The following is a 16,994-nucleotide window of genomic DNA, read 5'->3' on the forward strand; positions in this document are numbered from 1 at the left end:
ATTGCTTCGCAGATCCAAACTCGGATCGATCTCCTCTTTACGATGTCAGAAAACACGCACGTCACCGTCCATCCGGACCAATGAGTGCGAAGTGATGTTTCGCGGACGATTTGAACAGAGCCTGCTGCACAAGGCGCATTGTCGAGCTTCAATTCCATCTGGTGGAGCCAGACGGGATCGAACCGACGACCTCATGCTTGCAAAGCACGCGCTCTCCCAGCTGAGCTATGGCCCCGTACCAGAAGACGAATGCTCCGCACTCGATCAAAATGGTGGGCCTGGGAAGACTTGAACTTCCGACCTCACGCTTATCAAGCGCGCGCTCTAACCAACTGAGCTACAAGCCCCTAACACGAGGGACATGCCGGCGCGCACCCGACTTATCGTCGGTGCGTCGCACAGCGCTCAGCCCTGGCGCGTGTTCGTCCGCGAAGAAAGAGAAACGAAGACGGCGAAATCCCGCCAATGGAGCTCAACAATCCTGAAACTGTTGGCCCCTGAATGTTTCTAAAACGGTTCGATAGTGAGCGTGAGCTCGCTGAAGAACCATCCTTAGAAAGGAGGTGATCCAGCCGCAGGTTCCCCTACGGCTACCTTGTTACGACTTCACCCCAGTCGCTGACCCTACCGTGGCCGGCTGCCTCCCTTGCGGGTTAGCGCACCGTCTTCAGGTAAAACCAACTCCCATGGTGTGACGGGCGGTGTGTACAAGGCCCGGGAACGTATTCACCGTGGCGTGCTGATCCACGATTACTAGCGATTCCAACTTCATGGGCTCGAGTTGCAGAGCCCAATCCGAACTGAGACGGCTTTTTGAGATTTGCGAAGGGTCGCCCCTTAGCATCCCATTGTCACCGCCATTGTAGCACGTGTGTAGCCCAGCCCGTAAGGGCCATGAGGACTTGACGTCATCCCCACCTTCCTCGCGGCTTATCACCGGCAGTCTCCTTAGAGTGCTCAACTAAATGGTAGCAACTAAGGACGGGGGTTGCGCTCGTTGCGGGACTTAACCCAACATCTCACGACACGAGCTGACGACAGCCATGCAGCACCTGTCTCCGGTCCAGCCGAACTGAAGAACTCCGTCTCTGGAGTCCGCGACCGGGATGTCAAGGGCTGGTAAGGTTCTGCGCGTTGCGTCGAATTAAACCACATGCTCCACCGCTTGTGCGGGCCCCCGTCAATTCCTTTGAGTTTTAATCTTGCGACCGTACTCCCCAGGCGGAATGCTTAAAGCGTTAGCTGCGCCACTAGTGAGTAAACCCACTAACGGCTGGCATTCATCGTTTACGGCGTGGACTACCAGGGTATCTAATCCTGTTTGCTCCCCACGCTTTCGTGCCTCAGCGTCAGTATCGGGCCAGTGAGCCGCCTTCGCCACTGGTGTTCTTGCGAATATCTACGAATTTCACCTCTACACTCGCAGTTCCACTCACCTCTCCCGAACTCAAGATCTTCAGTATCAAAGGCAGTTCTGGAGTTGAGCTCCAGGATTTCACCCCTGACTTAAAGACCCGCCTACGCACCCTTTACGCCCAGTGATTCCGAGCAACGCTAGCCCCCTTCGTATTACCGCGGCTGCTGGCACGAAGTTAGCCGGGGCTTATTCTTGCGGTACCGTCATTATCTTCCCGCACAAAAGAGCTTTACAACCCTAGGGCCTTCATCACTCACGCGGCATGGCTGGATCAGGCTTGCGCCCATTGTCCAATATTCCCCACTGCTGCCTCCCGTAGGAGTTTGGGCCGTGTCTCAGTCCCAATGTGGCTGATCATCCTCTCAGACCAGCTACTGATCGTCGCCTTGGTGAGCCATTACCTCACCAACTAGCTAATCAGACGCGGGCCGATCTTTCGGCGATAAATCTTTCCCCGTAAGGGCTTATCCGGTATTAGCACAAGTTTCCCTGTGTTGTTCCGAACCAAAAGGTACGTTCCCACGCGTTACTCACCCGTCTGCCGCTGACATATTGCTATGCCCGCTCGACTTGCATGTGTTAAGCCTGCCGCCAGCGTTCGCTCTGAGCCAGGATCAAACTCTCAAGTTGGACTTGAACTTTGAACCGGCTGATCACAACGTTTGACGAGGTCCCACCATTCTTCGCCGACCGAAGTCTGCGAGCTGCCTACGATTCACATCGCTGGCAACGATGGTGTAACCTTTAAACGTGTACCGCCGAAGTCTTTCGTCCACCCTCAGAAAGTCAAAAGCCGAAGCTTTCAAGTATTCCGAGAGACGCAAGGACTCCGCCGTCCACGTTTCTCTTTCTTCATCTTCACTTGTCAAACAGCCCGGGATCCGATGACCCCACACCCTTAGAGGGTGGTTCTACCCTTCAGCGACGAACAGTGAACCTCAACCGATTTATGTCGGCTGCTGTGTCACTCATCGAAGTGAGGAGCATCAGTGGCGCGTTCGCTCGCCTTGGTCAGTGACCCGGCGGCGCCGCGCTCAGTGGTTGGTTTATAGTCCCCACCCCTCGGGATTGTCAACGACCATTGTCAACAAATCGTCGCACGCCGAAATCGCGTGTGCAGTGCGGAAAAATTCTCGTATTTTCTGTGGCTTAGGTCGGAGGTAAAAATTCGCAACCCAACCCGCGTTGCAAAAAACTTCAAAAAAAGTTTGTTGCCGAAGGGCTCGTGAGGCCCTCCGGAACGGGTTCCCCAGCCCTCCTGAACGGGTCCCCCGGCGCTCCGGACCGGGCGGCGGCATGGACCTGCTTCAGGAAACTTTTCCATCTCAAATGCCGCACTTGAGCCACAATCCTGCGACGATCTGGCTATATGACATGCATTGAACCGCTCGAAACCTGTGGGGGCTCGGGTGGTTTTTCTGGGGGACCAGGCGATTTTCTCCAAGAACCCGTCGCCTTCTTCCCTTCGCGGCCGAGCAACATCGAGAGATCTGCACACCGTTGACGTTCGAGAGTGCGGCTAGCTAATGGCCTTCGTCTTCTCGACTTCGATGCGTGTGGCTCGCCACACTGCCGAGATTCCTCTTCAAGGGATCGAGGTGGGGACGAGGACGAGCAGAGGTCGATCGCAGTTGCTGGATTTTGGGGGGATATCGGGTTGAGCCAACGGGCGTCACGCGGAAGCGGCATTGGGCGCGAGACCGGGATGATCGATCTCGGTCACGAACCGCCGCTTTCAGTCGACGGCACCGAGGCCGCGGTGATCGATCGCCGCCGTGTCTCCGTACAATGGTTCAGCGGCACCATTCTGACTGGACTATGTGGCGCGGCCCTGATCGGCGGCGCCGTTTTTGCGTCGCTCGATGGCGAGATGACGTTTGCCAAGGTGCCGGAGCGCGTCGAAGGCGCGCTGCGCGGCGCCTTCACCGGCAATGATCGCGTCGTCAGCCTGCACAAGGGCGACCGCCTGCCGCCGCCGAGCGAATCCTCCGCCTCCCGCAGCCTGGTGCGCGTGTCGACCGTGACCCGCGTCGGCAATCGCGACGTGATGCGGGTGCGGCCCTTCATCCGGATTTCCGGCAATCTCTCGATGACCACGAGCGATCTGTCGTCCAAGATTCCAGCGTTCAACGCGCAGCGTCTGTTGACCGACGTCGGCTCCGACACGCCGGCGGCGGCCGAGGATCCGAATGCGGCCGACGCCGCCGAGCCCGACGCCGAGGTCTCGTTCGTCACCAAGGATCTCGGATCCGTGCTGCCGAAGGCCAAGCTCGCCGCCGTTGTCGCACTCGACGACGTGCTGATGCGGGTCCGCGACGCCGCCAACTGGCGCGGCTCCGGCGGTTCGGTGCGCTACGCGTCACTCGCCAATGCCGCGGCCGATGCCACCGGCGCCGGCCCCGATATCAGGATGGCCTACGCCACCGAGGGCAACACCTCCGACCCCTATGCAGGCTTCGAGACCCGCGTGGTGCCGGAGAACGTCACCCTGCTGCCGAAGACCAAGGAGCAGGTCACCGGCGGCAATCCGGTCGGTGAACGGGTTCACCTCGTCAAGAAGGGCGACAGCATCACCTCGATCCTGCGCGATCAGGGCGCAACGCCCGACGAGGCCAAGGCGATTGCGGCAACGCTCGGCCCGCGCGGCCGCGACGGCGGCCTGAAGGAAGGCCAGAAGGTGCGAATCCTGATGGCGCCGTCAGCACCGGGCGCCCGGCTGCAACCCTATCGGGTGATCGTCGCCAACGACTCCGTCGTCGAAGCCGTCGCCGCACTGTCCGATATCGGCAGATACGTTGCCGTCGACGTGCAGAGCATGAACACCACGACCGATACCGCCGACAATTCCAGCGACGATGAAGAGGATGATGGCAGCGGCGTGCGGCTCTATCAGAGCATTTACGAGACCGCCCTGCGCAACAAGGTGCCGCCGACCGTCATCGACGACATGGTCAAGATCTACTCCTATGACGTCGATTTCCAGCGCAAGGTCCAGCCCGGCGACTCGTTCGACGTGTTCTATGCCGGCGAGGATGAGGGCGTCACCAGCACCGAAAAGACCGAAGTGCTCTACGCCGCGCTGACCGTCGGCGGCGAAACCAAGAAATACTACCGCTTCCAGAGCTCCGACGACGGCGTCGTCGACTACTATGACGAGACCGGCAAGAGCGCGAAGAAGTTCCTGGTCCGCAAGCCGGTCAACAACGCGATCATGCGTTCGGGCTTCGGCGGCCGCCGCCATCCGATCCTCGGCTACGTGAAGATGCACACCGGCGTCGACTGGGCCACCGCCTACGGCACGCCGATCTTCGCCTCCGGCAACGGCATGCTCGAGAAGGTCGGGTACGAGGGCGGTTACGGCAAATATATCCGCATCAAGCACTCCAATGGCTACGAGACGGCCTACGGCCATATGTCGGCCTTCGCCAAGGGCATGGAGATCGGCAAGAAGGTGCGGCAGGGCCAGGTGATCGGCTTTGTCGGCTCGACCGGCCAGTCGACCGGCCCGCACGTCCACTACGAAATCCTGGTCAACGGTCGATTCGTCGACCCTATGCGCGTGAAGCTGCCGCGCGGCCGGTCGCTCGAAGGCCCGATGCTGGCGGGCTTCGAGAAGGAGCGCGACCGGATCGAAGCCCAGATGTCCAGCCGCGGCAGCTCGCGCATCGTTTCGGATGCCACCGGCAGCGCGCCGATGACGCGGTCCATCAGCAACCGCTGATGATGCAAAAGGCCGGCCCGTCCGGCCGCGCAGATCCCAGGAAACGCTGCAGGCGCAGATCAGATGCGATGCCGTTTCGAGGCCATGACGCCGCCAGTTTCAGCAAATTTCGCGCCGTAGGATGGGAACCCGAACGGCGATCATCCAGTTGATTCAGCAGTAAAACCTCCAATGGAGGGTGTCATGGAGAACTGGACGAACGCAAGGTTGTGCGACGTCGCAAACCTGATCCTCGGCGCGATTCTCTTCCTCTCGCCGTGGCTGTTCAAGTTCGACGCCGGAATGGTTTCCACCAACGCCCACATCGTCGGCCTCGTGATGGCGATCCTTGCGATCGCCGCGCTCGCGGCATTCGCGGTCTGGGAGGAGTGGCTGAACCTCATCGTCGGGCTTTGGGCAATGGTCTCGCCCTGGGTCCTCGGGTTCCAGGCAATGACCACCGCGACGACCGTGCACGTGGTGATCGGCGTCGCCGTCGCGGTCCTTGCCGCGATCGAACTCTGGGCGATGTCACAGCATCCGCCTCGGCTCACAACACACAGCTGAGGCCTTGAAACGATGCATCCCTACCCGCTGGCGCGGATCGCCGGCGGGCGGGGGTTTGGTCGTGCTCAACGAAGATATGCACAAGGATTTGCGCCATGACCCAGCTCACCCGCGACGATGTGCTGAAGGCCGTCGGCCACGCCGACGATGTCACCATCGCCAGGATCATCGCATCCGGCGCCACGATCACCGAGCTTGCCGAAGCCCAGGCCTGGCTTGCCAATGACGAGCCGCTGATGAACGCCGGCAGGCCGCTGGCCACAGGCCGCACCCGCGAGCTGGTCGATATCCTGTCCGAACTCGAACCCGCCGATGACGACGAGCCCGGTCAGCTCGGTCCACCGATCGTCCCGCAGGACTAGCCTGGACAACAAAGCCCTCCCCGCGACCGCGGGGAGGGCTTTTGCATGCGCATCAGTTCAGCTTGCGCTTCGAGACCGGGGCATCGAACTGCACGATCTCGGCGGTGTTGGGCACCTGACCGTTGAAGGTCAGCACGTTGCCCTTCTCCGAAATCACCACGCGATCGCCGTCCTTGACCTCGCCGGCGAGGATCATCTCGGCCAGCGGGTCCTGCACGCTGCGCTGGATCACCCGCTTCAGCGGGCGGGCGCCGTAAGCCGGATCCCAGCCCTTTTCCGCGAGCCAGTTCCGCGCCTTCGGATCGAGCGTGAGCTCGATCTTGCGATCCTCGAGCAGCTTGGTCAGCCGCGCGAACTGGATCTCGACGATGCGGCCCATCTCGTTCCGCTGCAGCCGGTGGAACAGGATGATCTCATCGATGCGGTTCAGGAATTCCGGCCTGAAATGCGCCCGCACGACACCCATCACCTGATCGCGGACCGCCGCGGTGTCCTCGCCTTCCGGCTGATTCACCAGGAATTCCGAACCGAGGTTCGAGGTCATGATGATCAGCGTGTTGCGGAAGTCGACGGTGCGGCCCTGACCATCGGTCAGGCGGCCGTCATCGAGCACCTGCAACAACACGTTGAAGACGTCGGGATGCGCCTTCTCGATCTCGTCGAACAGCACGACCTGGTAGGGTCGGCGCCGCACAGCTTCGGTCAGTGCACCACCCTCGTCGTAGCCGACATAGCCGGGAGGCGCGCCGATCAGCCGCGAGACCGAGTGCTTCTCCATGTATTCGGACATGTCGAGGCGAACCATCGCGGTCTCGTCGTTGAACAGGTCAGCGGCGAGCGCCTTGGTCAGCTCGGTCTTGCCGACGCCGGTGGGACCCAAGAACATGAACGAGCCGGTCGGCCGGTTCGGATCCTGCAGGCCCGCACGGGCACGGCGCACCGCGGTTGCCACCGCACGCACCGCTTCGGCCTGGCCGACGACGCGCTTGGCAAGTGCGTCCTCCATTTTCAGGAGCTTGTCCTTCTCGCCCTCGAGCATCTTGTCGACCGGCACGCCGGTCCAGCGCGAGACGACCTGCGCGATGTGGTTGGCGGTGACTGCCTCCTCCATCATCTCGCCGCCGTTCGGCTTGCTGCTCTCCTGCGCTTCGATATCAGCGAGCTTCCTTTCCAGCTCGGGGATCCGGCCATAGGCCAGCTCGCCCGCCTTCTGGAATTCGCCGCGACGCTGCGCATTGGCAAGCTCGACGCGGAGCGCATCGAGTTCGCTCTTCAGCTTCTGGGCGTTGGAGAGCTTGTTCTTCTCCGCGCTCCAGCGCGCCGTCAGCGCCGCCGATCTCTCCTCGAGCCCGGCGAGCTCCTTCTCCAGGGTCTGCAAGCGGCTCTTCGAGCCGGCATCGTTCTCCTTCTTCAGCGCCTCCTGCTCGATCTTCAGCCGGATGATGTCGCGATCCAGCGAATCGAGCTCTTCAGGCTTGGAATCGACCTGCATCTTCAGCCGCGCCGCCGCCTCGTCCATCAGATCGATGGCCTTGTCGGGCAGGAAGCGGTCGGTGATGTAGCGATTCGACAGCGTGGTCGCGGCCACCAACGCGGAGTCGGTGATGCGTACGCCGTGATGCTGCTCGTACTTGTCCTTCAGGCCGCGCAGGATCGAGATGGTGTCCTCGACCGTCGGTTCGCTGACATAGATCGGCTGGAACCGGCGGGCCAGCGCGGCATCCTTCTCGACATGCTTGCGGTACTCGTCGAGCGTGGTCGCACCGATACAGTGCAGCTCACCGCGCGCGAGCGCAGGCTTCAGGAGGTTGGACGCGTCCATCGCGCCGTCGGTCTTGCCGGCGCCGATCAGGGTGTGCATCTCGTCGATGAACAGGATGATGCCGCCCTCGGCGGACGAGACCTCCTGCAGGACGGACTTCAGCCGCTCCTCGAACTCGCCGCGATATTTCGCGCCGGCGATCAAGGCGCCCATGTCGAGCGACAGCAGCTTCTTATCCTTCAGGCTCTCCGGCACGTCGCCGTTGAGGATGCGTAGCGCCAAGCCCTCGACGATCGCGGTCTTGCCGACACCGGGCTCACCGATCAGGACGGGATTGTTCTTCGTCCGCCGCGACAGCACCTGGATGGTGCGGCGGATCTCCTCGTCGCGGCCGATCACCGGGTCGAGCTTGCCGTCCCGCGCGGCCTGAGTCAGGTCGCGGGCATATTTCTTCAGCGCGTCGTAGGCGTTCTCGGCGGTCGCGCTGTCAGCGGTGCGGCCCTTGCGCAGCGCTTCGATCGCCGCATTCAGGTTCTGCGCCGTGACGCCGCCCTTGCTCAGGATGGAGGCCGCCTCGCTGCCTTTCTCGAGCGTGAGCCCGAGCAGCAGCCGCTCGACGGTGACATAACTGTCGCCGGTCTTGTCGGCGGCCTTTTCCGCCGCGTCGAAGGCGCGCGCCAGCTCCGGCGACAGGTAAACCTGTCCGGCACCATTGCCCGAAACCTTCGGCAGCTTGTTCAGCGCCTCTTCGGTCGCTTTCAGGATCGCTCTGGAATTGCCGCCCGCACGGTCGATCAGACCGCCGGCGAGCCCCTCATTGTCGTCCAGCAGCACCTTCAACAGATGCAAGGGCGAGAACTGCTGGTGACCGTCGCGCATGGCGAGCGATTGGGCAGACTGGATGAATCCGCGCGAGCGCTCGGTGTACTTCTCGATGTTCATTCGTTTTCCCTCGGCCTGCCATCGTCACCCATTCAGGCATGACAACGGCATCTTCATTGGGTTTTCCGCGGGCCGCGTTGACGTTCCTCAACCAGCCTCTGGTCGTCGCCATCATTTTTCAGGCTTGCCGCAGATGTGGGCACTTGGTTCCGAAACGGAAGAGCCACGGTCTGCGATTTCACCCGATGGAGCTCAGCGCCGCACGATGGCGACAAGGTAGCGGCAGGGCTGAGCAGTTTCGTTACGGAAGACGATGTCCGATGGCGGCCCGAGCTCGACGCGGTCACCCGCAGCGAGCTCATGGCGCTCCGCCCCTTCCATCAAGGTGAGGCGGCCGCTGATGACCCAGACCACCTGACGGATCAGGTGATAGGCGCTGGCGGGAAAACCGGCTTCCTGCCCGGCAGGCAGCTCGACCTCCACCAGCTCCAGCGGATTGGCCGGATGCAGAAACACCTGCCGCCGCAGATAGGCCGCCTTCGGATCGCGCCACACCGGCTGATCCTTGGCCCGCTGCAGGCGGGAACTGTGTGAGGCAACCTCAAAAAGTGCGGCCATGGTCAGGCCATAGGCCGTGGCAATCCGCGACAGCGTCGCCGCCGTCGGGCTGGCCTCCGCCCGCTCGATCTTGCTCAGCATGGCCTTGGACACGCCGGCCCGCCCGGCGAGTTCCGCCAGCGACCAGCCGCGGCCCTCCCGTTCAGCGCGAACCCGCCGCCCGAGAGCCTCATCAGGCCCGTCTTCTATAATTGACATGATGTCTTATATAGTAGACGATGGGGTCCGTTCAAGAGGTTTATCGAGGAACGACCAATGATTATCCGCCCCGCCACCGAGCAGGATATTCCTGCGATCACCGCGATCTTCAACGAGGCGGTCGCCAACTCGAACGCGATCTGGACCGAGAAGCAGGATTCCGACGCCGAGCGGCTGGCCTGGATGCAGGCGCGGCTGGCACTGGGCTATCCGGTGCTGGTCGCGGCCGATGGGCCTGTGGTGCTCGGGTACGGCACGTTCGGCGATTTCCGGGCCTTCCCGGGTTACCGCTACAGCGTCGAGCACAGCGTCTATATCCACGCCGATCATCGCGGCCACGGCCTTGGCCGCGTCATCGTCGACGCGCTCGTGGCCGCCGCGACGGCGCTTGGCAAGCACGTCATGATCGCCGGCATCGACGGCGGCAATCCCGCCTCGCTGCGGCTGCACGCGCAGGCCGGCTTTGTCGAGGTCGCGCGGATGCCGGAGGTCGGACGCAAGTTCGGCCGCTGGCTCGACCTCGTCTTCATGCAGCGCGTGCTGGATGCCGCAGGCGCGGCGCGGCCCGACTAGCTGCCTTCGCATCGGCGGCGGTTCTCCTCGCGCGCCAAACAGGCTAGAGCGGACGCATGGACAGCACGCACACCTCTTCCGCCCGGATCACCGGCATCTACCGCTATCCCGTCAAGGGTCTGACGCCCGAGTCCCTGCCCCGCGCCGAGCTCAAGGTCGGCGAGACGCTCCGCTCCGATCGCCGCTACGCGATCGAGAACGGCCCGAGCGGTTTCGATCCCGCGGCGCCGAAGTGGCTGGCGAAGCCGCATTTCCTGATGCTGCAACGGGACGAGTGGCTGGCGCCGCTGCGTGCCCATTTCGACGACGACAGCCACGTGCTGACCTTGCGCCGGGACGGCGCGATGGTGGCGCAGGGCGATCTCGAAACGGAAGCAGGGCGCGCGGCGATCGAGCGCTATTTCGCCGATCGTCACGCCGGCCAGATCAAGGGACCGCCCAAGGTGCTGGTGAGCCCCGGGCACAGTTTTTCCGACGTGCCGCGCAAGGTGGTCTCGATCATCAATCTGGCGAGCCTGCGGGCGATCGAGGAGATGGTGCAGGCGCCGGTCCATCCGCTGCGCTTCCGCGCCAACCTCTATGTCGAGGGCTGGCCGGCCTGGCATGACGCCAACCTGCTCGACCAGACCATTGCGATCGGCAGCGCACGGGCAAAAGTTGTGAAGCGGATCACACGTTGTGCAGCGGTCAATGTCGATCCCGATACCGGCGCGCGCGACCTCTCGGTCCCGAACACGCTGATGCAGCGCTTCGGCAACAACGAATGCGGCATCTACGCCGAGATCATCAGCGACGGCGGCGCGGCCGTCGGCGACACGATTGCCGCGGAACCGCACTAGGTCACGCCAGGTTCCGTATTCCTTGAAGACGGCATAAACGTGCATCGCATTGCAATGTTTGGTTGCGTGCAATAGACTTCACTCGACATTTTGAATTGCAGCAAATTTGTCGAAATTGATTGTACGGGGTTGCCATGAGCATGATCATGGTTTCGTACCGGCGGGTCGATCAGGATACAGCGGGCCGCATCGCCGACCATCTGATCGAGAAGTACGGTGAGAAATCCGTCTTCTTCGACGTCAACAGCATTCGCACCGGCGCCAACTTCGTCGACCGGATCGCCAAGGCCATCGTCGCCTGCGACATCGTCATCGCGGTGATCGGTCCGCATTGGATCGGCAAGACCGACGATGGGAAACCTGCGCGTCTGGAGGATCCCGCAGATTCCGTGCGCTTCGAGATCGAAACGGCGCTGAAGCACAACAAGACGCTGCTGCCGCTGCTGGTGAACGGCGCAACCATGCCGGAGGCCGCCGAGCTGCCGGAATCGCTTCGCTTCCTGCACTTCTGCAACGCCGCCCGGGTCGACTCGGGTCAGGATTTTCGCGTGCACATGACCCGCCTGATCGATACGATCAACGAGGTCCTGAGTGAGGCCGGGCGATCGCCGCTGCGTGAAGTTTCGCCGATCAAGCGCTACTGGAAGTACGGCGCAGGCCTCGCCGCCGCGGCATTGGCGCTGGCCGTCTGGACCGTCGGGCCCGCGTTCGAACATACCGTGGCGAAGTCAGGCGGGCAGGACGATCAGACCACCGTCGGACGCGCGACGCCGCCCGCCGTTCCGGCCTCCGTCACGCAGCGCGCCAAGGCGCATGACGGCTTTCTCTTTCCTGATTCCGATCGACGATTTCTGAGTGAGGCCGATCTCAAGGACATGTCGGCGATCGAGCTGCGGATCGCACGAAACGAGATTTTCGCGCGGCATGGCCGGTTCTTCAAGGATCAGGTGCTCGCGAACTACTTCTCGCAATTCGCCTGGTATCAACCCGCTGCGGTCGAAGTCCCCCTGAGCAACCTCGAGACGACCAACGTCGACACGATCGAGGCGAAGGAGCACGAGAAGTGAGGCCAGCCGGCAGTATCGGTTGATCTCGCACCGCGTATGACCACCTCCCCCATTCTCAGAGGAGAGGTGGCCAGTCCCTGATCAATTCGTCGGCATCACATAGGCGTAGATCCGGCCGCGCGAGACCGGCACCTCGCGGACGCGGTGGCTGCTGTTGCCCGAGATCATGATCGGATTGCCCTTGGCATCGACGCCGGTGATGATCCCGACATGACCGCCGCCACGGCGGCCCATCACGGCGATGGCGCCGACCTGCGGCCCGGAGACGCGCTGGCCGTATTTGGCGAACGAGCTCGCCATGTCGGAGCCGGTGCCGCGATGGCCGGTCTGCTGCAGCACCATGTTCATGAAGCGCGCGCACCACAGGCTGGAGCGGCCGGTCGGATTGCCGCCGAGATAGCGGCGCGCCGTGTCGACGATGCCGGATGAGCCGAAGCCACCTGTCGCGCTCACGTCGGAGTTGGACGCGGCCTCAGCGCTGCCCGGTAACACGGCTGCATTGGCCTCGCCAAAGCCGCCCGCCTGCATCTGGGCGCGACGCTCGGCACGCGACAGCCGCGCTGTGTGCCGGTAGTGATGATGAGCTGAATGCCGCGTGTGATGGCCGGCATGAGCCGAATGCGCGTGACGCGAATGGTGCGGACGGGCGGACGCCGGAACGGCGGAGATCACGGCGAGCGTGAGCGAACACAGAGCCAGCGCCAAAACTCGAAGCGACCGGCGATACGCAAGCAACTGAACCATACTTCACGAGACCCTCTGAAACGCCCCCCAACTCCCCGTCGCATTCCCAAGGGGATGCGGTGGTGGTTTTGAAGATCGGGATGTGGCGAGAGGAAGATTTCATGCGGCGTTGCGAAAACGATTTCGGGGTCATTCCGCGCAAATTCCATGACGAAAATAGCCAGAACTGCCGCATTGCAGCCGCGGAAATTAATTGCAAATCTGAGGGCGGCCAACGAGAGGAGAATTTCAATGCCCCATGCCATCACGAAAGATCATGTCCGCCTGCATTTCGAAGAGGCAGGCAGTGGGACCCCGATCATCTTCCTGCACGAGTTCGCAGCTGACCACACCAACTGGGAACCGCAGATGCGCTACTTCTCGCGCGGTCACCGCTGCATCGCCTATTCCGCACGCGGCTACACGCCGTCGGACGTGCCGCCGAGCGCCGACGTCTACACCTACACGCATTTCTACACCGACGCGCTCGCGGTGCTCGACCATCTCGGCATCGCGAAGGCCCATTTCATCGGCCTCTCGATGGGCTCCTATTCGTCGCTGCAGGTCGCGCTCAACGCACCTGAGCGTGCGCTGTCGATGACGCTGGCCGCGGTCGGCTCGGGCTCCAGCCTCGAGAATCTCGCTGCCTTCCGCGCGCAGTGCCGCGCCAATGCCGAGCAGCTCGAGTCCATCGGCTCCGCCGAAGTCGCCAAGGTGACCCGCGAGGCACCGAGCCGGATTCCGTTCCTGGTCAAGGACCCGCGCGGCCACGCCGATTTCTACGCCGCGCTCGCGCGCCACGACGCCAAGGGCTCAGCCAACACGATGCGCAGCTTCCAGGGCGGCAGGCCCTCGATCTACACCATGACCGCGGCCATCAAGCGCGCAGCGACGCCGGCGCTGATCCTGTGCGGCGACGAGGACGACAATTGCATCGCGCCGAGCATGTTCCTGAAGCAGCATCTGCCGGCCGCCGGCCTTTCCTTCTTCCCGAAATCCGGCCATGTGCTCAACCTCGAGGAGCCGGCGCTGTTCAACGAGATGGTCGAGCGCTTCATCGCACTGGTCGAGGCCGGCCGCTGGCCGGTGCGCGATCCGCGGTCGCTGGTGGCGGCGCCGGTGTGATCGATCGCCATTGCGAGCGAAGCGAAGCAATCCATCTTCCCACACGCGGAAGCATGGATTGCTTCGTCGCTATCGCTCCTCGCAATGACGGCAACTATTTCCCTTTCTCACCCCGGCTGAGCAGGAACACGCCCTGCTCGCCGAACATGTTCCACACCCACCATGGCAGGTTGAGCGGCACCGGGCGGCCGTAGAGATCGAGCGCCACCGCGCGCTCCATCTTGACGTTGATCTCCTCGCAGAGCTGCACGAAATCCTTGATGGTGCAGAAATGGATGTTCGAGGTGTCGTACCAGCTCGCGGGCAAATTCTCGGTCCGCGGCATGTGGCCGCCGATCAAAAGCTGCAGCCGCATCTTCCAGAACCCGAAATTCGGGAACGAGACGATCGCGCGATGGCCGATCCGCAGCAGATTCTCCAGCACCACCTTGGGCTGCCGCGTCGCCTGCAAGGTCTGCGACAGGATGACATAGTCGAACGCATCGTCGGGATAGTTGACGAGGTCGGTGTCGGCATCGCCCTGCACCACCGCGAGGCCCTTGGCAACGCAGCCATTGACGCCCTCGCGCGACAGCTCGATGCCGCGGCCGTCGATGCCGCGGCTCTCCAAGAGCTGCAGCAATTCGCCGTCGCCGCAGCCAACGTCGAGCACGCGCGAACCCGGCCGCACCATGTCGGCGACCAGCAGATGATCGGTACGATAGCCGCCGGTCCGCTCCGGCGCGACGCCCGGCAAGGGCAAGGTTTGCTGCATGCTCATGACTGGCCGTCGTCCTTCAGTCGGCGCGCCTTGCCCGCGGCCTGCAGGAAGGCACGGGAAATTTCGAGGAATTCCGGCACGTCGAGCAGGAATGCGTCATGGCCGCGATCGGTCTCGATCTCGGCGAACGACACCCGTGCGCTCGACGCGTTCAGCGCATGCACCAGCGCGCGCGATTCCGAGGTCGGAAACAGCCAGTCGCTGGTGAACGAAACCACGCAGAACCGCGTCTTGATGCCGGTGAACGCCTTTGCGAGCACACCATTATGGTCGGCAGCGATGTCGAAATAGTCCATCGCGCGCGTAAGGTACAGATAGCTGTTGGCGTCGAAGCGCTCGACAAAGGACGAGCCCTGGTAGCGCAGATAGCTCTCGACCTGGAAATCCGCATCGAACGAGAAGGTCGGCAGCTCGCGATCCTGCATCCGCCGTCCGAACTTGCGGTGCAGCGCGGCGTCCGAGAGATAGGTGATGTGCGCCGCCATCCGCGCCACCGCCAGTCCACGATGCGGATGGGTGTCCTCGTCGACATAGCGGCCACCGCGCCAGTCCGGATCGGCCATCACCGCCTGACGGCCGAGCTCGTGGAACGCGATGTTCTGCGCCGAGTGGCGCGTCGAGCAGGCGATCGCGAGCGTCGAGAACACGCGCTCGGGATAGGCCGCGGTCCATTGCAGCACCTGCATGCCGCCCATCGAGCCGCCGACCACGCAGAACAGCGTCGCAATGCCGAGGCGATCGATCAGCATCGCCTGCGCGCGCACCATGTCGGGGATCGTGATGATCGGGAAATCGAGCCCCCACACCTTGCCGGTCGCAGGATTCAGCGACGCGGGCCCGGTCGAGCCCATGCAGCCGCCGATCACGTTGGAGCAGATGATGAAGTATTGTTCGGGATCGATCGGCTTGCCGGCGCCGACCATGGTGTCCCACCAGCCGGGCTTGCCGGTGACGGGATGGGTGTTGTTGACGTGCTGATCGCCGGTCAGCGCGTGGCAGATCAGGATTGCGTTGGACCTGTCAGCATTGAGCTCGCCATAGGTCTGATAGGCGATCTGGAACGGCGCGAGATCGACGCCGCAATCCAGCTTCAGCGGCTGATCCATGCCGAACTTCGCCACCAATGACGACGGATGATCCGCCTCATGGGCGCGATCATCGCTGGACATCGGCGGGCTCGGTATCGGACGCACGTTGCTCATCTAGGCGACCCTGCCTCCGCGTGGGAGGGCTCGAACAGAAATCAGGCCATAAAAAACCCGGCCTGAACAAGGTTCGGCCGGGAGCTGATCTGTCCCCGGCCTGTTTAGCGAGTTGTTTAACGTGGCTGCAAGCCGGCCGGCTCAAATGACCACGGAGTAACGCGAACCTAGTCCTCAGGCCCCCCGTCGTCAAGGCGGCCAGTGAACCTCCCCTTGCCGGGCGCCGATGGTTAACCGAATGCGCAAGGCACGCCTGCGACGTTTCTCTTTGCTTTCGCTGGCCGTCTTTCCTAATCAGGGACCCTGTCTGGCACGGCATCGGGCCGCCCGGACGACAAGGTTTGAGAGCATGTCCAACCCACCCCCGTCGCCGCCCTCGCTGCAGGAGCTGCGCAAGGAGATCGATGCGATCGACGAGCAGGTTCACCGCCTGCTGATGGCGCGCGGCGACATCATCGACCGCCTGATCCAGGTCAAGAAGACCCAGGAGGTCGGCTCGGCGTTCCGCCCGGCGCGCGAGGCCAGCATGATGCGCGAGCTGGTGCGGCGCCATCGCGGCATCCTGCCGCTCGACACCATCGAGAGCATCTGGCGCGTCATCATCTCGACCTTCACCTATGTGCAGGCGCCGTTCGCGGTGCATGCCGATGTCTCGGTCGGCGAGTCCGCGATGCGCGACTCGGCGCGGTTTCACTTCGGCTTCGTGGTGCCTTACGTGTCGCATTTCAGCGCCCAGGCCGCGGTCGAGGCGGCGGCGAAATCGAAGGGCGACCTCGCGCTGGTCTCCGCGATCGCGAGCCGCACACCGTGGTGGAATGCGCTCGAGGCCGATGGCGCGCCGAAGATCATCGCGCGGCTGCCGTTCCTCGAACGCGCCGACCATCCCGCCGCGCTGCCGGTGTTCCTGATCTCGCGGGTCGCCGACGACGCTATGGTCACGGAGGTGCAGATCTGGAGCGTGCGTGTCTCCGGCTGGAACGCCGATGTCGCCCGGGCGCTGGCCCCGCTCGCCGAGATCGTCGCGGTCCCCGACACCGCGTTCGACGGCGCGGCTTTGCTGGTCTCGGTCACCGGGCACGATTTCGAGAAGATCAAGCTCGCCTTGATCGAGGCCGGCGCCTCGGTGCGCTCTTCGGCCCTCGTCGGCAGCCACGCAACGCGCTATACGGTGCCCTCTAACGGATCGGCCAAGAGCTAGC

Annotated in this window: 13 protein-coding genes, 2 tRNA genes, 1 rRNA gene and 1 riboswitch; of the genes, 8 read left to right on the plus strand and 8 right to left on the minus strand. The window is 63.1% G+C overall.

All coding sequences use genetic code 11. The features are described from left to right. Nucleotides 1–159: 159 nt before the first annotated feature. The 3 genes from JQ573_RS31525 to JQ573_RS31535 all read right to left on the minus strand — a co-directional run bounded on the left by JQ573_RS31525 (nucleotide 160) and on the right by JQ573_RS31535 (nucleotide 2,047). Nucleotides 160–235 (minus strand) — tRNA-Ala (locus JQ573_RS31525). A 35-nt stretch (nucleotides 236–270) separates the two neighbouring features. Further along, nucleotides 271–347, minus strand: a tRNA-Ile gene (locus JQ573_RS31530). A gap of 209 nt (nucleotides 348–556) precedes the next feature. After that, a 16S ribosomal RNA gene (locus JQ573_RS31535) occupies nucleotides 557–2,047 on the minus strand. A gap of 1,027 nt (nucleotides 2,048–3,074) precedes the next feature. On the opposite strand from JQ573_RS31535, the gene JQ573_RS31540 reads away from it, so the two are divergent. The 3 genes from JQ573_RS31540 to JQ573_RS31550 all read left to right on the plus strand — a co-directional run bounded on the left by JQ573_RS31540 (nucleotide 3,075) and on the right by JQ573_RS31550 (nucleotide 6,046). Continuing rightward, nucleotides 3,075–5,138 (plus strand): M23 family metallopeptidase, encoded by a 2,064-nt coding sequence (locus tag JQ573_RS31540; protein WP_212318184.1) that lies wholly within the window; start codon nucleotides 3,075–3,077, stop codon nucleotides 5,136–5,138. A gap of 183 nt (nucleotides 5,139–5,321) precedes the next feature. Then, nucleotides 5,322–5,684, plus strand: coding sequence for an SPW repeat protein (locus JQ573_RS31545; protein ID WP_212318186.1), 363 nt, complete (start codon nucleotides 5,322–5,324; stop codon nucleotides 5,682–5,684). A gap of 95 nt (nucleotides 5,685–5,779) precedes the next feature. After that, entirely contained in the window at nucleotides 5,780–6,046 is a 267-nt protein-coding gene (locus tag JQ573_RS31550; RefSeq protein ID WP_212318187.1) for a hypothetical protein, read from the plus strand. Nucleotides 6,047–6,098: 52 nt separating this feature from the next. Here the strand turns inward: JQ573_RS31550 and clpB are convergent, their stop codons facing one another. Further along, a complete protein-coding gene (clpB, locus tag JQ573_RS31555; protein ID WP_212318189.1) occupies nucleotides 6,099–8,750 on the minus strand; it encodes an ATP-dependent chaperone ClpB in 2,652 nt (883 codons plus the stop codon). 192 nt (nucleotides 8,751–8,942) lie between these two features. Next, nucleotides 8,943–9,506 carry an XRE family transcriptional regulator gene (locus JQ573_RS31560; protein WP_212318191.1) on the minus strand — a complete coding sequence of 188 codons (564 nt, stop codon included), beginning with the start codon at nucleotides 9,504–9,506 and terminating at the stop codon, nucleotides 8,943–8,945. 57 nt (nucleotides 9,507–9,563) lie between these two features. Between JQ573_RS31560 and JQ573_RS31565 the strand changes: the two genes are divergently transcribed. From JQ573_RS31565 to JQ573_RS31575, 3 genes are all read left to right on the plus strand, one after another. Then, on the plus strand, nucleotides 9,564–10,079 hold the full coding sequence (locus JQ573_RS31565; protein ID WP_212318193.1) for a GNAT family N-acetyltransferase: 516 nt from the start codon (nucleotides 9,564–9,566) through the stop codon (nucleotides 10,077–10,079). A 56-nt stretch (nucleotides 10,080–10,135) separates the two neighbouring features. Next, nucleotides 10,136–10,918 (plus strand): MOSC domain-containing protein, encoded by a 783-nt coding sequence (locus JQ573_RS31570; protein WP_212318195.1) that lies wholly within the window; start codon nucleotides 10,136–10,138, stop codon nucleotides 10,916–10,918. A 134-nt stretch (nucleotides 10,919–11,052) separates the two neighbouring features. Beyond that, nucleotides 11,053–11,985, plus strand: coding sequence for a YARHG domain-containing protein (locus JQ573_RS31575; RefSeq protein ID WP_212318197.1), 933 nt, complete (start codon nucleotides 11,053–11,055; stop codon nucleotides 11,983–11,985). An 81-nt stretch (nucleotides 11,986–12,066) separates the two neighbouring features. Here the strand turns inward: JQ573_RS31575 and JQ573_RS31580 are convergent, their stop codons facing one another. Then, nucleotides 12,067–12,729: a TIGR02594 family protein gene (locus tag JQ573_RS31580; RefSeq protein ID WP_212318199.1), complete on the minus strand. Its 663-nt coding sequence runs from the start codon at nucleotides 12,727–12,729 to the stop codon at nucleotides 12,067–12,069. A 231-nt stretch (nucleotides 12,730–12,960) separates the two neighbouring features. Between JQ573_RS31580 and JQ573_RS31585 the strand changes: the two genes are divergently transcribed. Further along, entirely contained in the window at nucleotides 12,961–13,833 is an 873-nt protein-coding gene (locus tag JQ573_RS31585) for an alpha/beta fold hydrolase (RefSeq protein ID WP_212318201.1), read from the plus strand. A gap of 94 nt (nucleotides 13,834–13,927) precedes the next feature. On the opposite strand, the gene metW is transcribed toward JQ573_RS31585, so the two are convergent. Then, complete coding sequence (gene metW / locus JQ573_RS31590; RefSeq protein ID WP_212318203.1) at nucleotides 13,928–14,593, minus strand: methionine biosynthesis protein MetW; 666 nt, start codon at nucleotides 14,591–14,593, stop codon at nucleotides 13,928–13,930. Further along, nucleotides 14,590–15,795, minus strand: coding sequence for a homoserine O-acetyltransferase (locus JQ573_RS31595; protein WP_212318205.1), 1,206 nt, complete (start codon nucleotides 15,793–15,795; stop codon nucleotides 14,590–14,592). The genes metW and JQ573_RS31595 overlap by 4 nt, the downstream gene beginning before the upstream one ends. Nucleotides 15,796–15,878: 83 nt before the next feature. Then, nucleotides 15,879–15,958: riboswitch (SAM riboswitch) on the minus strand. 186 nt (nucleotides 15,959–16,144) lie between these two features. Here JQ573_RS31595 and JQ573_RS31600 point away from each other — a divergent pair. Then, nucleotides 16,145–16,993 carry a chorismate mutase gene (locus JQ573_RS31600; protein ID WP_212318207.1) on the plus strand — a complete coding sequence of 283 codons (849 nt, stop codon included), beginning with the start codon at nucleotides 16,145–16,147 and terminating at the stop codon, nucleotides 16,991–16,993. Nucleotide 16,994: the final 1 nt, after the last annotated feature.

It is taken from the genome of Bradyrhizobium sp. AUGA SZCCT0105, from assembly GCF_018129565.1.
Taxonomy (GTDB): Bacteria; Pseudomonadota; Alphaproteobacteria; order Rhizobiales; family Xanthobacteraceae; genus Bradyrhizobium.

Bases quoted from the DNA above. Each gene is read 5' to 3' on its own strand.
- JQ573_RS31545 (WP_212318186.1), top strand. From the start codon at position 5,322: ATGGAGAACTGGACGAACGCAAGGTTGTGCGACGTCGCAAACCTGATC.
- JQ573_RS31550 (WP_212318187.1), top strand. From the start codon at position 5,780: ATGACCCAGCTCACCCGCGACGATGTGCTGAAGGCCGTCGGCCACGCC.
- clpB (WP_212318189.1), bottom strand. From the start codon at position 8,750: ATGAACATCGAGAAGTACACCGAGCGCTCGCGCGGATTCATCCAGTCT.
- JQ573_RS31560 (WP_212318191.1), bottom strand. From the start codon at position 9,506: ATGTCAATTATAGAAGACGGGCCTGATGAGGCTCTCGGGCGGCGGGTT.
- JQ573_RS31565 (WP_212318193.1), top strand. From the start codon at position 9,564: ATGATTATCCGCCCCGCCACCGAGCAGGATATTCCTGCGATCACCGCG.
- JQ573_RS31570 (WP_212318195.1), top strand. From the start codon at position 10,136: ATGGACAGCACGCACACCTCTTCCGCCCGGATCACCGGCATCTACCGC.
- JQ573_RS31575 (WP_212318197.1), top strand. From the start codon at position 11,053: ATGAGCATGATCATGGTTTCGTACCGGCGGGTCGATCAGGATACAGCG.
- JQ573_RS31580 (WP_212318199.1), bottom strand. From the start codon at position 12,729: ATGGTTCAGTTGCTTGCGTATCGCCGGTCGCTTCGAGTTTTGGCGCTG.
- JQ573_RS31585 (WP_212318201.1), top strand. From the start codon at position 12,961: ATGCCCCATGCCATCACGAAAGATCATGTCCGCCTGCATTTCGAAGAG.
- metW (WP_212318203.1), bottom strand. From the start codon at position 14,593: ATGAGCATGCAGCAAACCTTGCCCTTGCCGGGCGTCGCGCCGGAGCGG.
- JQ573_RS31595 (WP_212318205.1), bottom strand. From the start codon at position 15,795: ATGAGCAACGTGCGTCCGATACCGAGCCCGCCGATGTCCAGCGATGAT.
- JQ573_RS31600 (WP_212318207.1), top strand. From the start codon at position 16,145: ATGTCCAACCCACCCCCGTCGCCGCCCTCGCTGCAGGAGCTGCGCAAG.